This window comes from Bradyrhizobium sp. 22, assembly GCF_000482425.1.
GTDB classification, from domain to species: Bacteria; Pseudomonadota; Alphaproteobacteria; order Rhizobiales; family Xanthobacteraceae; genus Bradyrhizobium; species Bradyrhizobium japonicum_B.
Window position 1 is genome coordinate 4,597,476 of sequence record NZ_KI519399.1, and the last position, 17,069, is coordinate 4,614,544.

The 17,069-nt window shown below is 62.8% G+C and carries 18 protein-coding genes, 2 tRNA genes and 1 pseudogene; 11 read left to right on the forward strand and 10 right to left on the reverse strand.

Annotation, left to right across the window (positions count from 1 at the left end; all coding sequences use genetic code 11):
* Positions 1–86: 86 nt before the first annotated feature.
* Both K410_RS0123560 and K410_RS0123565 read right to left on the reverse strand, forming a co-directional pair.
* Complete coding sequence (locus K410_RS0123560) at positions 87–1,424, reverse strand: nicotinate phosphoribosyltransferase (protein ID WP_028137150.1); 1,338 nt, start codon at positions 1,422–1,424, stop codon at positions 87–89.
* A gap of 40 nt (positions 1,425–1,464) precedes the next feature.
* Positions 1,465–2,130 carry a phosphoribosyltransferase gene (locus K410_RS0123565; RefSeq protein ID WP_028137151.1) on the reverse strand — a complete coding sequence of 222 codons (666 nt, stop codon included), beginning with the start codon at positions 2,128–2,130 and terminating at the stop codon, positions 1,465–1,467.
* 101 nt (positions 2,131–2,231) lie between these two features.
* Between K410_RS0123565 and K410_RS0123570 the strand changes: the two genes are divergently transcribed.
* Positions 2,232–3,299, forward strand: a complete 1,068-nt coding sequence (locus tag K410_RS0123570; RefSeq protein ID WP_049820178.1) for a hypothetical protein — start codon at positions 2,232–2,234, stop codon at positions 3,297–3,299.
* A 16-nt stretch (positions 3,300–3,315) separates the two neighbouring features.
* Here K410_RS0123570 and K410_RS0123575 read toward each other — a convergent pair whose 3' ends face one another.
* Positions 3,316–4,293, reverse strand: coding sequence for a ribose-phosphate diphosphokinase (locus tag K410_RS0123575; RefSeq protein ID WP_245269436.1), 978 nt, complete (start codon positions 4,291–4,293; stop codon positions 3,316–3,318).
* Between the two features lie 80 nt (positions 4,294–4,373).
* A complete protein-coding gene (locus K410_RS0123580; RefSeq protein ID WP_028137154.1) occupies positions 4,374–4,940 on the reverse strand; it encodes an HPF/RaiA family ribosome-associated protein in 567 nt (188 codons plus the stop codon).
* A gap of 171 nt (positions 4,941–5,111) precedes the next feature.
* On the opposite strand from K410_RS0123580, the gene K410_RS0123585 reads away from it, so the two are divergent.
* The 5 genes and pseudogenes from K410_RS0123585 to K410_RS0123600 all read left to right on the forward strand — a co-directional run bounded on the left by K410_RS0123585 (position 5,112) and on the right by K410_RS0123600 (position 7,441).
* Positions 5,112–5,540 carry a DUF2267 domain-containing protein gene (locus K410_RS0123585; RefSeq protein WP_049820179.1) on the forward strand — a complete coding sequence of 143 codons (429 nt, stop codon included), beginning with the start codon at positions 5,112–5,114 and terminating at the stop codon, positions 5,538–5,540.
* Between the two features lie 75 nt (positions 5,541–5,615).
* Positions 5,616–6,224 (forward strand): dienelactone hydrolase family protein, encoded by a 609-nt coding sequence (locus tag K410_RS37150; RefSeq protein WP_349509804.1) that lies wholly within the window; start codon positions 5,616–5,618, stop codon positions 6,222–6,224.
* A gap of 9 nt (positions 6,225–6,233) precedes the next feature.
* A complete protein-coding gene (locus K410_RS39755; protein WP_155253558.1) occupies positions 6,234–6,395 on the forward strand; it encodes a hypothetical protein in 162 nt (53 codons plus the stop codon).
* Positions 6,396–6,414: 19 nt separating this feature from the next.
* The gene (locus K410_RS0123595) at positions 6,415–6,843 is read left to right on the forward strand and encodes a universal stress protein (protein ID WP_028137156.1); all 429 of its coding nucleotides are present in this window, start codon (positions 6,415–6,417) and stop codon (positions 6,841–6,843) included.
* Between the two features lie 167 nt (positions 6,844–7,010).
* A pseudogene (locus K410_RS0123600) lies at positions 7,011–7,441 on the forward strand (flavin reductase family protein).
* A 54-nt stretch (positions 7,442–7,495) separates the two neighbouring features.
* Here K410_RS0123600 and K410_RS39760 read toward each other — a convergent pair.
* Complete coding sequence (locus tag K410_RS39760) at positions 7,496–7,687, reverse strand: hypothetical protein (protein ID WP_155253559.1); 192 nt, start codon at positions 7,685–7,687, stop codon at positions 7,496–7,498.
* Between the two features lie 152 nt (positions 7,688–7,839).
* Positions 7,840–7,925 (reverse strand) — tRNA-Tyr (locus tag K410_RS0123605).
* Positions 7,926–8,131: 206 nt separating this feature from the next.
* Here K410_RS0123605 and rlmB point away from each other — a divergent pair.
* Complete coding sequence (rlmB, locus tag K410_RS0123610) at positions 8,132–8,962, forward strand: 23S rRNA (guanosine(2251)-2'-O)-methyltransferase RlmB (protein ID WP_028137157.1); 831 nt, start codon at positions 8,132–8,134, stop codon at positions 8,960–8,962.
* Between the two features lie 80 nt (positions 8,963–9,042).
* Here rlmB and K410_RS0123615 read toward each other — a convergent pair whose 3' ends face one another.
* Together K410_RS0123615 and K410_RS0123620 are read right to left on the reverse strand one after the other, a co-directional pair.
* A complete protein-coding gene (locus K410_RS0123615) occupies positions 9,043–9,534 on the reverse strand; it encodes a hypothetical protein (RefSeq protein WP_028137158.1) in 492 nt (163 codons plus the stop codon).
* Positions 9,535–9,578: 44 nt separating this feature from the next.
* On the reverse strand, positions 9,579–10,064 hold the full coding sequence (locus K410_RS0123620; RefSeq protein ID WP_028137159.1) for a hypothetical protein: 486 nt from the start codon (positions 10,062–10,064) through the stop codon (positions 9,579–9,581).
* A gap of 282 nt (positions 10,065–10,346) precedes the next feature.
* On the opposite strand from K410_RS0123620, the gene K410_RS0123625 reads away from it, so the two are divergent.
* The 3 genes from K410_RS0123625 (at position 10,347) to K410_RS39765 (ending at position 11,716) form a co-directional block, all read left to right on the forward strand.
* On the forward strand, positions 10,347–10,820 hold the full coding sequence (locus K410_RS0123625) for a hypothetical protein (protein ID WP_028137160.1): 474 nt from the start codon (positions 10,347–10,349) through the stop codon (positions 10,818–10,820).
* Positions 10,821–10,987: 167 nt separating this feature from the next.
* Positions 10,988–11,062 (forward strand) — tRNA-Thr (locus K410_RS0123630).
* A gap of 318 nt (positions 11,063–11,380) precedes the next feature.
* Positions 11,381–11,716 carry a hypothetical protein gene (locus K410_RS39765; protein WP_155253561.1) on the forward strand — a complete coding sequence of 112 codons (336 nt, stop codon included), beginning with the start codon at positions 11,381–11,383 and terminating at the stop codon, positions 11,714–11,716.
* Between the two features lie 1,055 nt (positions 11,717–12,771).
* Here K410_RS39765 and K410_RS38600 read toward each other — a convergent pair.
* Complete coding sequence (locus K410_RS38600; protein ID WP_210164239.1) at positions 12,772–13,254, reverse strand: SH3 domain-containing protein; 483 nt, start codon at positions 13,252–13,254, stop codon at positions 12,772–12,774.
* A gap of 259 nt (positions 13,255–13,513) precedes the next feature.
* On the opposite strand from K410_RS38600, the gene K410_RS37155 reads away from it, so the two are divergent.
* The gene (locus K410_RS37155) at positions 13,514–15,745 is read left to right on the forward strand and encodes a lytic transglycosylase domain-containing protein (protein WP_049820183.1); all 2,232 of its coding nucleotides are present in this window, start codon (positions 13,514–13,516) and stop codon (positions 15,743–15,745) included.
* An 86-nt stretch (positions 15,746–15,831) separates the two neighbouring features.
* Here K410_RS37155 and K410_RS0123650 read toward each other — a convergent pair whose 3' ends face one another.
* Complete coding sequence (locus K410_RS0123650; protein WP_028137162.1) at positions 15,832–16,113, reverse strand: hypothetical protein; 282 nt, start codon at positions 16,111–16,113, stop codon at positions 15,832–15,834.
* Positions 16,114–17,069: the final 956 nt, after the last annotated feature.

A 17,069-nucleotide genomic window follows, 5' to 3' on the forward strand; every position in this document is an offset into this window, starting at 1 on the left:
CGATGCGGCGGGGCCGCTGCCGATCCGGGCAGCTAGCACACCAGGCGTTCGCCTTGATGTTGATCAGACGGACTTGCAGCAGAGGCTTACTTCGTCCTCAAATCGACAGCGGCTGCCAATTGCTGGAGCGAGGCCGCCACGTGGACCGGATAGGACGCGCCGCTTCGAAGGCCCTCAAACCCCCTCGGCAATCGCTCCAACTGCATCCGTGCGTAGGCGCGGATGTCCTCGAGCGACGGCCGATGCCCGACCGGGCGCCCCTGTTGCATGACAGGGACGATCAGGGTCTCCCCTTCGTGATCGTCGTCTTCTGTCGACAGCACATCCGACGCCATATGGCCGTCGGGATCATAGCGACGCCACACCTGCTTGCGGCCGGGCCAGGTCGCCTTGCCGGTCGAGCGTTTCCGCCGCGGCACGCCCGAATATTCCTGCAACTTATAGGCGCAATCGAGGGCCGGTACGTCGGACGACGTCGCCAGGCTGGTGCCGATCCCGATGCCATCGATTGGGGCCGCCTCGCGGGCAAAGGACAATAGCGTCTCTTCCTCAATGCCGCCGCTGGCGAAGATCGTCACGTCCTTCAGACCGCCCTCATCGAGGATCCGCCGCACACTTTTCGAGAGCGCCACCAGATCCCCGCTGTCGATCCGCACCCCGCGGATCGCAATTCCGAGTGCCCGCAGCCGCGGGGCCAAGGTCACGACTTTCCTGGCCGCAACCTCAGTGTCGTATGTGTCAATCAATAGCACGAGGTCCTTCGGCCGCGCCCGTGCAAACGCCTCAAAGGCGGCCGTCTCGTCGTCGAATGACTGGATGAATGAATGCGCCATCGTGCCGTAGGTCGGAATCCCGAAGCATTTTTCCGCGAGAACAGTCGCAGTCCCGGTAAAGCCACCGATATAGCTGGCCCGCGCAGCCAGAAGACCGGCTTCGGCGCCATGGGCCCTGCGCAGACCGAAGTCGACCAGCAGCTTGCCCGGTGCGAGCAGAGCCATGCGGGCCGCCTTGGACGCGATCAATGTTTGGAAATGCAGCACATTGATGAGGCGGGTTTCGACAAGCTGGGCTTCTGGCAGCGGCGCCGTGACGCGGAGGATCGGTTCATTGGCGAAGAACACCGTGCCTTCGGGCATAGCATGAACGTCGCCGCTGAATTGGAAATCAGAGAGATAGTCGATCAGGCGCGCGCTGAACCTGCCGCTGCGGATGAGCCAGCTCAATTCGTCATCGGAAAAGCGCAAACCTTGGAGGAACTCCAGCGCCTGCTCGAGCCCTGCCGCCATCAGGAAATTGCGCTGCGGCGGAAGCTTGCGGACGAAGAACTCGAAGACCGCGGTCCCGGTCTGGCCCGCATCCAGGTAGGCCTGCACCATGTTCAACTGGTACAGATCGGTCAGGAGTGCGCTTGGCGACCTGTCCATGGCAATCCCGGAAATTCTCGTCCCCCCGCAGCCTGAAAGCTCATGCGGTTGGTGCCGTCGTCTTCTTGGCCGGGAACCGCTTCAGGATTGCGACGACTTCGTCATCGCTGACCTGGCTGAAATCACGGTAGTAGTAGCCGATTGCGCCAAAGTCCCGCGGCGTATCCAGGCAAACGATTGCGTCGACCTCTCCGTGCAGCCGCTGCAGCGTCTCGAGAGGCGCCACCGGTACTGCGAGGATCAGTTCCTTTGGCCCCCGATTTCGCAGCGCCCGGATCGCTGCGAGGGTCGTCGCGCCTGTCGCAATACCGTCGTCGACAATGATCGCGACCTGTCCCTTGACGTCGGACCGGGCGCGATTGCCCAGATAACGTTCACGTCGCCTGTCGATCTCGACAAGCTCCTCCTTGCAGATGGCGTCGAACGTCTCCTCGCTCACGCCGGTCAAATCGATGATGTCCTGGTTGCGAACAATGACGGGCTGCTCCCCGTCCACGACCGCGCCCATCGCAAGTTCCGGCTGCATCGGCGCACCAATCTTGCGCACCAGAACCAAATCGAGGGGCGCTTCCAACCGTTCCGCCACCTCCGCCGCCACGGGAACGCCGCCGCGCGGCAGTGCCAGGATTACGGGATGGCGCCCCTTGTACTTCACCAAAGCCCTGGCCAATTGATGGCCCGCATCGTCTCTATTTTGAAACAGCATACCGGTGAATCCGCGTGAATTTGAAGCAGACTATTGCTCCGGTGACCGCGATCGTTGATCGGTGTCAAACCGCCTCCGGCGTCGTTTGGCAATAGATTGTCATGCTGGAGTGCCAGAACGAATTTTCAATCGACGATGCCGAGAACGACAGCATCTCTGCCCTGGCCCGCAAGGTCGCCTTCCTGAGCCAGCCTGGCAGCTACAGCCCCGTTCCTGATCATGTTCAGGCGCGCGAAACCCACATGTCGTGGGTCTTCATGAACGGCGCGCGGGTCTACAAGCTGAAGAAGCCGGTCCGCTTTCCCTATCTCGACTTCTCGACGCTGGCCCGCCGCAGGGCCGCATGCCTGGCGGAGGCCAGCCTCAACCGCCGGCTTGCGCGCGACGTGTATATCGGCGTCGTTCCGCTGACCGAGACGGCGTTGGGATACACGATCGGCGGCTCCGGTCCGGTGGCCGACTGGCTTGTCGTGATGCGCCGGCTGAACGAGGAGGAAACGCTCGAGGCCATGCTGCGCAACGGCACCGCGCGCCAGACTGAGGTCCGGCAGCTCGCAGCGGTCCTTGACCGCTTCTATTCGCATACCGCCCGGATCCTGGTCGCGCCCGAGACCTATGTGGCTTCTCTGTACGAAGCCGCGGCCCTGGATTGGCAAATTTTGCTCAACCAGCGCTTCGGCTTGCCGCGTGGGACGATCTTGCGCATTGCCTGGGCCCAACGGCAATTTCTCGAACGGAACGCCCGCATGCTCGCCGACCGGGTCTCCCGACGGTTCATCGTCGACGGTCATGGCGACCTGAGACCGGAGCACATCTGGCTGACGCCACCCCATCCCATCATCGACTGTCTCGAGTTCAATTCCCGTTTGCGAGCCAGCGATGCTCTGGACGAGATCGCGTTTCTGCACCTGGAATGTGAGAGGCTCGGCGGCCGATGGTTCGGTGATGCGATCCGCCGGCGACTGGCACGGACGCTGCACGATGACCACAGGAGCGGCATATTCCTGTTCTATCGGATTGGTCGCGCGATGCTGAGGGCGCGCTTGTCCATCGCGCATTTGTTCGATGCGCACCCGCGTACGCCCGAGAAATGGCCCCGCCTCGCGCGCGCCTATCTCGCCCTCGCCGAAGCCGACGCAAGGCAGCTCGAACGGCTGCTGGTCCGATGAATGAAGCAAGGCTTTATCAAGCCTGGTACATCAACAGTTCAGCCAGAGATTCGTTCTGATGCAGCCGCCTGATGGCTTCGGCCAGCAGCGGAGCTGCCGAGATCACCTCGAGCTTGGCAAGCACCGGTCCCGGAGGGAGTCGGAATGGCGGAACGGTGTCCGTGGCGACGATGCGATCGATCGCGGCATCCGCGAGTGCCGTTTCGGCTCCCGGCATGAACAGGCCGTGAGCCACGCAGGCAATGACGTTTCTTGCACCATGCGCCCGCGCCGCCTTTGCCGCACGGACCAGGGTTCCCCCACTGCTGATCAGGTCGTCGACCACGACACAGAATGCATCCGTCACGTCACCGGCAAACAGATCGCCGGACACCCGGCCCGAGCTGCGATGCTTCTCGACGAAAGCCTTTCCGATTGGCCTCTGCAACGCCTTCTCGAGTGCCTCGCGCAACAGATCGGCTCGCTTTCCACCACCCAGATCCGGGGACACGACGCTGATTGGCGCCTCGCCCGCAACCGACCTGATCTTCTCGATCAGCAGCGGCGCCGTGGTGAGTGCAACGGAGGGACAGCGAAAGGCATTCTCGAAGGCGGCTTCGTTGTGTACGTCCAGCGTCACGATCCTGTCTGTACCGACCGCCTCGAACAAAGACGCCAGATAGCGGATGGTCACAGGATCGTTTTCCTTGGTTCGGCGATCCTTGCGCGCATAGCAGAGATATGGCGTGACCGCGGTCACGCTGGCGGCACCCGCATCCTTCAGTGCGCCGATCAAGAACAGCAGGCGGCAAAGCTTGTCGTTCGGACTCTCGACGGGGCCACCGTGAAGACTGTGAACGACATAGACGTCGCAGCCGGCCACCGTATCCAGCGGACGGACTTTGTGCTCGCCGTCTTCAAAGCTGCGCTCTTCGTGGGCAGCCAGCGTGCAGCCCAGCGACGTCGCGATGCGCTCGCCAAGCTCGGAGCTTCCGTCCAGGGCGAACAGGCGCAACCGATCGCTCCGCGCCGAAGTCGCCCGAGGCATCCAGCTGCTATCCATCCCAGGCACTCCATCATTCGGTGATGCAGCACCTACGTTCGCAGGCTGTGCTTGCTCAGAACCTTGACCGTGCTCGCCTGAGGTCCCTTCTCTCCGGCCTCCTCAACAAAGCTGACACGCGAGCCGACGGCGATGTTGGCGCGACCTTCCACGACACTGTTACAGTTGAAGTAAATCTCCTGGCCGTCGCCCCCCTCCAGAAAGCCGAACTCGCCGCTGGGATCGATACGCACGACCGTTCCCACCGGCTCACCTTCGTGGAGCTTGGTCTGGCCATGCATGACGCGCACCTGGTCCTGCAGCTGCCGCCGTGCGCGCTTGAAGGCATCGTCGACCGCAAAGGTCAGATCGGCGTACCGTTCGTCCTCCATGGGTGTCCGTCCGACATTGACCTCGCGCCCTTCGGGAAGGACGAGCCGGATGCTGACCTGATATTGGCCGCCCGTCTTGTGACGATCACCAGGGCCCCTCACGATGATGCGCCCCGCTGTGGCCCGACCGTAGCGCTTTTCCAGCTCGGCGATGTGCCCCTCGATCGCAGCCTGCAGCTTCGGGGACGGCGTCACGTGCTCGAATTCGATTTGGGCCGGGGTTTGCATGGTTGCGCTCCTCCTGTCAGGCAGCCGATCTGAGCATACGGCGCGCCCACGGCTTTGCGCGAAATCAATCCGATCCGATCCATTGATCCATGGAACTTTGCGGCACGTCAAAGCACGCCAGCCTGGGCCTGCAAATAATTCACAATCTGTCTCTGATCCGGGAGCGACATCATGAGCACGTCCACGGGTGTGACTGCGCTGGACCATTCGGTCCAGGAAACGAATGTTTGGCTCAAGGCCATCGACGAGCAGCTAGCCCTGGAGAACCGTCACCAGGCCGACAATGCATTGCGGGCTGTCCTGCATGCGTTGCGCGATCGCCTGCCGCCGGAAGTCGCCGTCAAGCTCGGGGCGCAGCTGCCGATCATGGTGCGTGGCATCTACTACGAAGGCTGGCATATGGCGGCAACCCCGACCAAGGAACGGCATATCGAGGAGTTTGCGGCACATGTCGCCAGGGAGCTTCCGCCGCAGTTCCCGATCACTGCGCTCGGCGCAGCTCGCGGCGTTTACGAGGTGCTGTGGGAGAAGCTGGATCCCGGCGAATTCGAGAAGTTGATGGCCCATCTCCCGGCGCCACTCAAGAACCTCCAGGGTTGATCAGACCGGGAGCGGTCCATGAAACGCGATCAATCGCTCGACGTCCTCATTCCGCCGCTAGGATTGGCGGGAACGTTGACGCTGCCGGAAAATCCCCGTGGCCTTGTTGTGTTTGCACATGGCAGCGGCTCGAGCCGGTTCAGCACCCGGAATATCGCGGTCGCACAGGGGCTGAACGCACGCCGCTTCGCGACGCTACTGTTTGATCTTCTCACGCCGCAGGAGGAATGCGACCGCGCCAACGTCTTCAATGTCGGAATGCTCGGCAAACGGCTGGTCGCAGCCGTCGACTGGCTTCAAGGTCTAGAACCTGCGGTTGCCTGCCTGCCTGTCGGATTGTTCGGCGCCAGTACCGGCGCGGCGGCCGCGCTCATCGCGGCGGCTCAGTTGCCTCACCGAATTGCCGCGGTGGTCTCGCGTGGTGGACGGCCGGACCTGGCCGGCGAGGCCCTGCCGCATGTCCGTGCGCCGACCCTGTTGATCGTCGGCGGCGCCGATGTCGGCGTAATCGAGCTCAACGAGGAGGCGCGCGCCTGGCTTGGCGGGCCGACGGCGCTGGAAATCATTCCGGGTGCAACGCACCTGTTTCCGGAGCCGGGCGCCATGGACGCGGTCATCGAGCATGCCAGCCGATGGTTTGAGCGCCATTTGCAGACGCCGACGTCGGTCCGCGCCGCGAGCTAGGAGAAAACCATGCAGCTCCTGTCGAGCGCCTTTACCGACCGATCGGCTATTCCGCGGCGCTTCGCTTGCGACGGCGAGAACCTGTCCCCGCCCCTGCAATGGTCCGATGCGCCCGAGGGAGACCGCAGTTTCATCGAAGCCACTCTGGTCGGCACCTATCACAGACAATAATGCCGCGGGGAACTCTCTCATGACGAACATCATGGTGGCGACCGATGGATCGAGCGGCGCGTGCCGTGCAATCGATGTGGCAGCGGAGCTTGCCAAGGCGTTGGCATGCGATCTCTTGATCGTAACGGTTGCCGATCGACTTCTGGGGGAAGAGGTTCGGCGACTTCCGCATAGCGGAGCCACCGTTGGTGACCTCCTGGAGGCCTTGACGGGGCAGACCCTCAAGGCTGCGGAGGCCCGTGCACATGAAATTGGCCCGCCCCGGATTGAAGTTCGGACGTGCTGGGGTGACGTCACCCAATCCCTGATCGATCTGGCAACCCAGACGTCGAGCAAGATGATCGTCGTAGGCCGTCGCGGACGCGGCCAGTTGGCGGGCTTGCTGCTCGGCAGCGTCTCGCAAAAGCTGGTCAGCCTGGCTCCTTGCGCAGTGGTTGTCGTCCCCTAAAGCGGCATCCGTCTGCAGAGCCGCGCAAGAGCTCTGAGCCCCATCGAAAGGTCGCAGTCGGGATGGTCCTTCGTCAACGTGCACTTTCAAGAGTCTATCAGCTGATCGAGCCCGGCCCTGTCGTTCTGCTGACAACGGCAGGTCGCGAGCATCCCAATGTCATGACCATGTCATGGCATATGATGGTGGAGTTTGAACCGCCGCTGATCGCTTGCATCGTCAGCGAAGCCAATTTCAGCTTCGCCGCCCTCCGCTCAACCGGAGAGGCCGTGATTGCGATTCCGTCGCGCAAGCTGGCTGACGTGGTCGCCAGGATCGGCAATTGCTCGGGCGCAACCGCGATAAATTCAAGCGCTTCGGGCTGACTCCTCTCCCGGCGAACCTGGTCTGCGCACCCTTGATCGAGGAATGCTTCTGCAATCTCGAATGTCGCGTGACGGATACCAGCATGGTTCCGCGCTACAATCTGTTCGTTCTCGAGGTCCTGCGCGCATGGATTGACCCTGCTCAGAAGAGCCCCAAGACGCTTCATCACCGTGGATACGGCTCCTTCACGATCGACGGCGCGATGATCAAGACGAAGTCGAAGATGAGGTAATCGTGCGACCCACGAAACCGATCACCCGACCCACTCATGCCGCGGAGCGATGCTTCAGCGATACCAGCAATGGCCGCGCCGGCAGACGCGACGGTGGGGATAGATCCAGTGCGGACCCCAGCAGGACCGATACCAATGGTATCCGGTCTCGCCCAACCGGTAGCAGCCGGCCTCCGCACGCGTGGGTGTCAGCGCACCGACCGCGACAATCGCCCCGACGGCGGCAAACAACGCAAATTTTCGCATCTTGCTCTCCTCGAAGAATCCAGAGGCGATGTATTTGGCTCCATCAACCGATCGTGCGCGTTGAGTTAAATCAACCAGGAGAACACCTCGCCGGGGGCCTCGTCGCACTTTGTGTGCGGCGGGCGAGTTCAGATTCGTAAGTATTTTCAAGATGGTGGGGGAGGCAGGACTCGAACCTGCGAAGCCATGAGGCGGCTGATTTACAGTCAGCTCCCTTTGCCACTCGGGACACTCCCCCGCTCGACGGCAGCACAATCGGGCCGGACCTTGCCGGCGGACCGAAGACGGCCATGGAACGTGAGGCCGCGACAGCCCGGATGGGGGCGCGACCGGGCGCGTTTATGGGCGAAGCGGTGGGGCAAAGTCAACCGAGGCGAACAGCTAAAATCGCCCCCGCGGGCGCTCAAATTGCCATATTCCGGGACCCGTGACACAAGCGAGCCCATGAAGGATCGAAAATTTGCACCAAAGGGTTCCCGCGGCGGGGCTAAGCCCTTCAACAGGCCAGGGAAATCCGCCGGCCGGCCAGTCTGGCGGGAGCGCGATTCGCACCCGGACGGGCCGGCCATCCTCTACGGCTGGCACACCGTGACCATGGCGCTGGCCAATCCGTCGCGGCGGATCCGCAAGCTGACGCTGACCGAGAACGCAGCGAAGCGGCTCGCGGACGAGAACATCGCGACCCCGGTCACGCCCGAGATCGTTCGGCCTCAGGAGATCGACCGTCTGCTGTCGCCCGACGCCGTGCACCAGGGCCTGCTCGCCGAAGCCGACCCCCTGCCCTCGCCCGATATCGAGACCCTGAAGCAGGAGGGCATGGTGCTGGTGCTCGACCAGATCACCGATCCCCACAATGTCGGCGCCATCCTGCGCTCGGCCGCCGCGTTCGCGGTCAAGGCGATCGTCACCACCGCGCGCCACAGTCCGGAAGCGACCGGCGTGCTGGCGAAGGCCGCTTCAGGCGCGCTCGAACTGGTGCCTGTCGTCACCGTGCAAAATCTCGCCCGTGCGCTCACCGGGCTGAACGAACGCGGCTTCCAGACCGTCGGTCTCGACAGCGAAGGCAGCGAGGACCTCTCGGACGTCGCGCTACGCGAGCCGCTCGCGCTGGTGCTTGGGGCCGAAGGAAAAGGTCTGCGGCAATTGACCCGCGAGACCTGCAGCGTCGTGGCGCGGCTCGACATGCCCGGCGAGATCAAGAGCCTCAACGTGTCGAATGCCGCCGTGCTCGCGCTCTATGTCGGCGCAAGCCGGCTGGGGCTGATGAAGCGCTAGCTCCTTCGCCGCGCATCGAAAAGCAAAACGCCCGTCCGCATCAGGCGGACGGGCGTTTCGTTACTTGGACCGATCAGAGATCAGTAATAGCGGCGCAGCACGCGGTGGCCGCCGTAGTACGGCGCCGGTGCGTGGCGGTGGGCGTAGCCGTAGCGCGGAGCGTGGCGATGGGCGTAGCCGTAGTTCACGCGCGGCAGATAGCCGTAGCGCGGACCGTAGCCGTAACGGTACGGACGGTAGTACGGGCGGTGATGGGGAACGACGGCGGCGCGATAGCCATACCCGTAATTGGCGGGCGCGACGACTGCGTCTTCACGGTAGGTCGGATACGGCGCGAAGGCGCCCGGGCCGGTGTAAGTCGGGCCCTGGTTGACGTAGTAATATTGCGTGGTCGGCTCGGCGAGACGCTCATAGGCGCCGTAGCCGTAGCCGTACCCGCCGCAGCCGGTGTTGCAGCCGGAATAGACCGGCGCGACGGGCTGGCACGGATTGAAGCCGCAGGCCGCGGCCGGCGCGGTGGCGGCGAACATCACGGCAGCCGCCGCGACCAATCCCGAAATCATCTGACGCATTACTCTCTCCTGTTGATTTCCGTGTTGTTGGATTTTGACGTTTCTTAACCCGGCGGCCTGCCGGGGACCTCGACACGCGGCCGCGGTCGCGGTGGCCGCGGACGATCGTTGATCTCGGGCGCGTAGATCACCGGGGGCGGATCGACGGGCGGATCCATCTGCGCCGGCAGCGGCGCCGATTGCGCGCCCCAACTCTGGTGATAGCTCTCGGCCGGCTTCGGCAATTTGCGGTTGGCGGGCGGCTCGACCTCGAGCCGGCCGTAACCGGGCCGCAGGCCCAGCGTCGGATAATAGTGGCCGACATTGTCGGGCTGCCGTTCGGCGATATAGCGTCCGCCATAGATCGTGGGCTGCACCTGCTGGTTCTTGCCCAGGCCCCAGACACCCTCGACCACCGCATAGGACGCGTCGATATTGTTGATGATGATCGGCACGCCGGGACGGCCGGGAATGACGATATCGAAGCCCTCGCCGGCAAACGCGGTCGCAGGCAATCCGATCAGAAAGGCGGCGAGCGCTAAAGCGCGCATGACGAGATCCCGGTTATGCGGCTGCAACCTAGCCGATCACGACGTAGAGAGGGTTAAGGCGCGCTCACCAACTTCCGGTAAGCCTAATGCGTAAGGATTGCGCGCCGCTCAAATGCTGGGAAGCGGGCTAGCGAAGCGTTAACGGGCACAGGGCGCGGCGGCACGGAACCGCACCGCGCTCACCTCGGTTTGAGCATTTGGCGTTCGAAAATCACCGGTTTCAGCGGAACGTCCGGCGCCGTGAGTGTTTAGCTCTCGTCAACAAGATGGGAGCCAACAACCATGACGATTAGACTTCTCGGAGCGACGGCGATTGCGGCGACCATGCTGATGGGCTCTGCCATGGCGCAGTCTGTGGTCAACGAACCCGGCCGCTGCTCGGCGCAATTCCCCAACGCCAACTGCCAGAACCTCGGCCCCGGCAACCCTTACACCGATCGTGGCAACCGCCAGCGCCGCGTGTCCCACCGGCAGACCAATGCCGATTGGAATAACGACTGGAACAGGAGCCGCACCGGCTTCTGGCCGACCGACGTCGCCGCCGGAGTAGCCGGCGCCGCGATCGGCACCGCCGGCGCGATCGCGACCGCACCGTTCCGCGGCTGGGACAATTCCTATGCCTACGACAATCGCTGGAATAATTCCTGGGACAATCGCAGCTGGGACAACCGCTCTTATGCCGAGCGTAACGGCTTCGTCTGCACGCCCGGCACCTGGTTCAAGGGACAAGATGGCCGCCGGCACATCTGCCAGTAAGGCGATCCAAATCGATGCGAGAGATCAGGCGGCCCCGAGGGCCGCCTGATTCATGCTGGTGCCATGACCTCCCGGGTTCTGGCACTTTCCGATCAAGTCTGGTATTGCGGCGCGCACGGGCGGACAGCCCCGGCGCCTGCCGGCCCTGCCCGCGTCTCTCAGGCGTCGCCGGCTTAGCTCAGCGGTAGAGCAGCGGTTTTGTAAACCGAAGGTCGGGGGTTCAATCCCCTCAGCCGGCACCAGTGTTTACAATGACTTACCAGAGAAGTGTAGCCCCACCTTTTCCTCGCGCTCGTAACCAGCAAGCCTTGGGGATACACGGGGCTACACTAAAGACGCCAGCGCTGTTCGCGGCTGGCGCGATGGACTTGCCGTTCGACGCCTACTCGGCCTCGGTTCGGCTGGCGCTATTGGATCTTGCCCAATACCCAACCGAGCATTCGGCCACGGAAGCCTCCCCGCTGGCGGACCTCGAGTAACCTGAGAACCTCGGGACAATCATTCGCCGCAACTGCGGCGCCCAACAAGCCTTTGGCAGACCCCTCCGAGATGCCGTCCTCGTGACGCACGAGGCAATCGAGCACCGACAGGAAGTCGCTGCCGGCTTCGCTAAGCGGGGCAAGTCGGCGATAAGCGCGGGATGCGCCGCGTGGGATTCGGCGATCGTGGCCCAATCGGCCCGTTCGATCGGCTCGACCACCGACGAGACGTCGACCGACGACGTAGAAGGGACATCGGAGAGCTTGAGCAGCTCCGGGCTCGAAACGACCAACGATGATCGACCGCATATTTTGGTGTTTTCCTTGTCTTCGACGATCGCCTGCGCCACCGCATACACGGTGCGCTTCGCGTCCGCATCTATCGGCGCCGCGACGACGTATTGCTCGAGCCCTTGAGCCTTTCGCATCGCTCGATACTCGCGCTTAGTTTTGGCCGCATCTGAAACTCTTTTCTTCTTTCCGCGAGCGACGCGGATATAGGCCGTAGTGGGTTCCAGTCCCAGTTCCGCGACCTTTTCATTAAACTCGGACTCGTCATAGAAGTCCGATCCCAAGCCTTCGTCCAAGGTGTCGGGACCATTGTCAATCGGCCTGCATATTGCAGGGCCGGTGCATTGCGAAGTTCATGGGCCGTGCGGATTGACGTATGCATCCGATCGCGGTTTCGGCTCTCACCATTTCTCACTGCGCATGTAAGGGCTCATCTCGGAAATCAGTCTTGGATCGGATCCACTCCGATAGCCAGCCAGACAAGTTCTCTCAGCGCAGCCCTCAATGCTCGGCGACAGCGGACGAGTGCTCCACCACATCGCGATTGCGGCAAGCAGGATCGTGATGAGCTGAAATTGAAACCGTTCCATTCCGTGCCATTCCAGGCAGACTCTGAGCAGCATCGATCCGCTTCGTCGATATGGCGCTGATGAAACGGCCTCGCTCCGGCAAGACAAGTGACGAATTGCCGCGAATCCGCCGACGACGTGCGTTTGTTGGTACGCTTCCGCTCCAACCGAGAGCTGCAAGGCGTACGCGACGCTTCGGAAGAGATGGGCTGCTGCTTGCAGCAGCCCATCGCGGCGATATTTACCGACAAATGCGAACGCGAGTCACGACGCGGCGGCCGTGAGGGCCGCGTCTGACGACAGTGCGCAGCTTGCACACCTTCCGGGGATGATATCGATGGTGATGGCGATAGTGGTGGCGGTGATACTGCGCTTGCACCAAGTCGGAAGCTGCCGCAGGAGCAATCGGACTCGCCGGCGCCGCGTTGGCTGGAACCGAGGCTGTTCCGAACGTGAGCATGACGGCAATGGCGAGACCATGAGCGAGTTTATTCATGAAGTTTCCTTACAAGATGCCCCGTCGTCAGTGTTGCGTCGTGCGGTGAACACGAGATGAACAATACCGTCGTGCAGAGCTGCGTTGCGCCCATCAGTCACACGATCTGCCGCGCGTCAGAACTTTTCGTCAGGATACACGCCCCACAATCTTGTCTGCCGAACGTAGCCTGCGGAAGTCTCTGCTCGAACGTAACACCACACGCCCACGCAGGTATCGACCATGACGAGGACGCGCGGTTCGACGACGGCGTTGACCGCCGAGTTGGGCTTCGAGCGGCTTCGAAGACGGACCGGCTTCGCTGCAGACCAGGGAGCCACTAATGCGGTCCTCCGGCCGGACAGCAATGCGCCCAGCATCCAACCTTCTTCACCGTCGGCGTCGCGGATGCGCCGCCAGTTTTCGTACTCTGCGAGTATTTCCACGGGAAGATGGCGGCGAACGAAGGTCCATCGCAGCGGATAACCGATACCGGGTCCGGCGCGAACGTTGGCCGGTGTGCTCTTCACGGAGGCGAAGCGGGGAATCGGAAGGCCGCTCCGTTCGACGTGCTCGGAACCGGACGCCGAGCCGAACAGGCTGCCGAGCAAGATCGCCAAGACGCTTCCTGCTGCGCTGATCGACCTCTGCGACGCCAGCCGCTTCGATATCTTCCAATTCTGCGTATCTGATCGTTCCAACGCCTTCAAAGCCAAACCTTCTCCCGATCGATGTGACATCGCGCGATGAGCAAGCGGACCTCCACGCCTGAGACGCCAACCGCTCCAACGCTCCTCGCCACCTGCGCGATACGTCTGCATACACCGCTGGACGCGAGGTTTGCACACGAGATCTGTACGGTAGAGAACCAAGCGCGAGATGGAATCGAAGCAGATACACACTTCGTTCGCCGTAATTGACCATCTCTCCGGACTTGCCAAGTTTCTGCCGTCGTTCACCGTTGCTCTCGATCGTCTCGACTCCTCACCACCCAGGAAGAAGTCCGTGCCGCCAACGTCACCCATTCGGGTCACCCATATCTCGCTGCTTGTGCGCATGATGCTGCTGACCGCCGGTTTCATCGTCGTCTTCGACGCCGAAGCGCATGGGCAATCGTCGGGAAAGGCAGCGCTTTCCTCGTCGCCTGCTACGACCTCTCGGGATCGATTTTCCGATCTGCGCCTCGCTCATCGAGCGTCCGAAGCGCAGTTGGTTACCGGGGTCGGCGACTTGAAAGCGACCATCGGTCTTGCCCGTCGCGGGAAGACGGCGATTGCGACGGCGCGCAGCGGTGTAATTCGTGATCGTGCAAGCCGTAAACTGGCGGAGTGGGTGATCCTGCGTTCGGATGATGATGCGATCGACTTCCAACGCTACGCGTCATTCATTCGCGCCAATCCGTCGTGGCCCGGCCTCGATCGTTTCCGGCGGCGCGCAGAAGCCAGGCTCTGGTTCGAGCCGCACGAGGCCGGAACCGTGCTCACGTTCTTCTCCGAGCGGAAACCGTTGGGGCCGTTAGGAAAGCTCGCGCTTGCACGAGCGTCGGCGGAGCGCGGTGATCAGGCCGCGGCCCGACGATACGTCCGGTCCGCCTGGCACGACGGCAGCCTCTCGGCGCAGTCCGAGGCGCAAGTGCTGGCGCGGTTCGGGCACCTGCTCACGGCCGCCGATCACAGGGCTCGCATGGAAACGCGCCTGTACGCGGACGACATCACCGGAGCGCTGCGTGCGGCGAACCGCCTCACCGCAACCGACCGAGCGATCGTGAAGGCGCGGGCAGCCGTCATCCAGAATGCCAGCACCAGCGGCGCCTTGCTCGACGCGGTGGCGTCGGCTGCGCGCGCTGAGCCCGCTTACCTCCTCACGCGCATCCAGTGGCTTCGCCGCAAGGACCGCATTGCGGAGGCTGCTCAACTGCTGCTTTCGGCGAGACTTCGAGCATCCGTTTCCGACCATGCCGACGTATGGTGGGTCGAACGCCGCATCCTGGTGCGCCGCCTGCTCGACGACGGCAGGGCGGAGATCGCCTACCGAATTGCGCGCGACGCCGCTCCTCCCTCCAGGGAGAGTCTCCGTGTCGACCAGACGTTCACGGCGGGGTGGATCGCGCTGCGATTTCTGAATGATCCCCATCTGGCCACACGGCACTTCGCGCGTATCGCGAGGACAACGACTCACCCCACCTCGCTCGCACGCGCGTCATATTGGCTCGGACGTGCTGCAGAGGCGGGCGGTGATCGGGAGAAGGCGCGCGGCCACTATGCCGCCGCATCGAGACGCGTCGCGGCATATTACGGGCAGCTGGCAAGCGCCCGATTGGGCCGTCGCGACGTTTCGCTGCCTCAACCGCCAAGCCTCGGTCCAGGAGAGCGCGCAAACCTTTCCAGAAGCGATCTCGTTCGCGCAGTTGAACTGCTCTACGCGACCAGCAACAGCGATCTGGTGATCCCATTCGTCGCCGACCTTGGCCGTACGGCCGACATCGGACTGCTGACGGTCATCGCCGAAGGCCTCGCCAAGAGGCGGGATGCGCGCGCGACCCTCGCGGTCGGCAAGGGGGCCCTGGCGCGCGGCTTTGCGCTGGATCGGTATGCGTTTCCCAATTTCGGCCTGCCCCACCCCGCCTCCGTCGGCCCGAAGCCAGCTACAAGTCTCGTCTACGCCGTGGCGCGGGCGGAAAGCGGTTTCGACAAGGGCGCGCATTCGGCCGCAAAAGCGTCGGGATTGATGCAGGTGACGCCCGCAGCAGGCCAAACGATCGCCCGTCGGCTGGGTATCACATTTGAGCCCGGGCGGCTGCAAAGCGATCCAGCCTACAACGTACAACTCGGATCCGCCGAGCTCGCAGATCTTCTCAGGACATATGATGGGAACCACGTCCTCGTTCTAGTCGGCTACAACGCAGGTCGTGGGCGGGTCAAGCAATGGATCGCACGCTACGGCGATCCCCGAGATCCAAGCGTGGACGTCATCGACTGGGTCGAACGTATCCCGTTCACCGAGACGCGCATTTACGTGCAACGCGTGATGGAGAACCTTCAGGCCTATAGGTCACGCTTCGACGAACGCGCGAGTCCGGGCATCGAGGCGGATATGCGGGGGGTCCCTTAGCGATCCGCTCCGCTCGCGGCTATCCCTGGCTTGGAGGATCTCTGCCGGATTCATCGGAAGGACAGCAATGGGTGCGATCGCTCTCTTCAGGTCCTGGCCATCTTTCTGAGCTCTCGCTCCAAGGCGCGCTTAAACCTGAGCTCCTGACGCTCCACAAGCAAGTAAGCGCCCATGAACGTCACAGCCACGAAGATGGCAAGTGAGCTGCCGCTGGATGCTGTAAATCGTGCAATGAAGAACCAAGCTGCCAGACCGGCTAGAGTCCCTACAAAAGAAGCGGGGAGTAGAGGCCGCCCCACTTCCCGCAGGGCGGCCTGCAAGGCGTTCATGCGGAAGTTTCGGTCGATCGGCTGAGAATACTGGCGCATTGGCCACCCTCTGAGCTCAACGCTGCGACCCCAAACGGGCCCGCCGCCACTGCCTTCGGTCGGAAACAATTCATGCTTGATTCTGCCACATTGGAGAGACCGGACAATCCACGAATGTCTTCGCGAGCGAGCGGATGTACGGTCGCGTACCAACTTCCAGAGGCAGACTGCCGCCGATCCACGGCAGCATCGTAGAGCCACGACGAACGATTGCCTCTGAAGAACGATTCTCTTCGGCTGGGCCGACGCATGACGTTATCGATCTCACCGCCTTTGGAATGCCCCCAGGCGGCATCCTATCGCCGCGAAGTAGGGCCCGCTTTAAGGGATATGGCACACCTCCGTTTTCGTGCGGCAGCGTACCGACTAAATTCAGGTTCGCGCGTTTGGTCCGATTGCTTGGCTTGAGACGGTGTGGCTTTTATGAGCAAATGGGACGCGGTCTAGAAAACAAGAGACGCACGATCGCCGAGAGGGAGGCCGGCCTTCAACGAGGGCCGGCCAACTGTTTTGGTCGGCTGTGAAATCTCCCGGGTCTGGGGCCGAGCATCGATCAGCGTAACGCAAGGCTGATGAACCTCGCGGCCGCCCGTGCGCAGGTAGGTCTCAGTTCGTTGCATGCGCAGTTTTCATGAGAACTCGTGCAGGTACCGTCGGAGAAGCCCCACGCGGCAGATCGAAGACATCCCGGCGCGACGCTAAGGGCTGGCGAGCTCCGATGCCCGACAAAGTCTGTACACTGCCGTACACCTCGTATCCGACGTTCCCTAACCCCGGAAACCAAGGTAGCGGGCTTTTGTTGATCGCATTCTGAAGGTGACAGGAGCCAGACATGCGTCAAATCACACTCGCTCTTTCTCTCACGGGGCTGATAGCCATTTCGCCTGCCGGCAACATTCAGGCTGCACCTTTGACAGCGCTCTTGGCGGCGGCGAACTCTGCGGAGCAGAGGTCGG

What these genes read in the sequence shown, in the direction of transcription:
- K410_RS37155 (WP_049820183.1), top strand. Translation starts at nt 13,514, where the DNA reads ATGGAATCGAAGCAGATACACACTTCGTTCGCCGTAATTGACCATCTC.
- K410_RS0123615 (WP_028137158.1), bottom strand. Translation starts at nt 9,534, where the DNA reads ATGCGTCAGATGATTTCGGGATTGGTCGCGGCGGCTGCCGTGATGTTC.
- K410_RS0123565 (WP_028137151.1), bottom strand. Translation starts at nt 2,130, where the DNA reads ATGCTGTTTCAAAATAGAGACGATGCGGGCCATCAATTGGCCAGGGCT.
- K410_RS0123570 (WP_049820178.1), top strand. Translation starts at nt 2,232, where the DNA reads ATGCTGGAGTGCCAGAACGAATTTTCAATCGACGATGCCGAGAACGAC.
- K410_RS0123585 (WP_049820179.1), top strand. Translation starts at nt 5,112, where the DNA reads ATGAGCACGTCCACGGGTGTGACTGCGCTGGACCATTCGGTCCAGGAA.
- K410_RS0123625 (WP_028137160.1), top strand. Translation starts at nt 10,347, where the DNA reads ATGACGATTAGACTTCTCGGAGCGACGGCGATTGCGGCGACCATGCTG.
- K410_RS39760 (WP_155253559.1), bottom strand. Translation starts at nt 7,687, where the DNA reads ATGCGAAAATTTGCGTTGTTTGCCGCCGTCGGGGCGATTGTCGCGGTC.
- K410_RS39755 (WP_155253558.1), top strand. Translation starts at nt 6,234, where the DNA reads ATGCAGCTCCTGTCGAGCGCCTTTACCGACCGATCGGCTATTCCGCGG.
- K410_RS0123595 (WP_028137156.1), top strand. Translation starts at nt 6,415, where the DNA reads ATGACGAACATCATGGTGGCGACCGATGGATCGAGCGGCGCGTGCCGT.
- K410_RS0123580 (WP_028137154.1), bottom strand. Translation starts at nt 4,940, where the DNA reads ATGCAAACCCCGGCCCAAATCGAATTCGAGCACGTGACGCCGTCCCCG.
- K410_RS0123650 (WP_028137162.1), bottom strand. Translation starts at nt 16,113, where the DNA reads ATGCGCCAGTATTCTCAGCCGATCGACCGAAACTTCCGCATGAACGCC.
- K410_RS0123560 (WP_028137150.1), bottom strand. Translation starts at nt 1,424, where the DNA reads ATGGACAGGTCGCCAAGCGCACTCCTGACCGATCTGTACCAGTTGAAC.
- rlmB (WP_028137157.1), top strand. Translation starts at nt 8,132, where the DNA reads ATGAAGGATCGAAAATTTGCACCAAAGGGTTCCCGCGGCGGGGCTAAG.
- K410_RS0123620 (WP_028137159.1), bottom strand. Translation starts at nt 10,064, where the DNA reads ATGCGCGCTTTAGCGCTCGCCGCCTTTCTGATCGGATTGCCTGCGACC.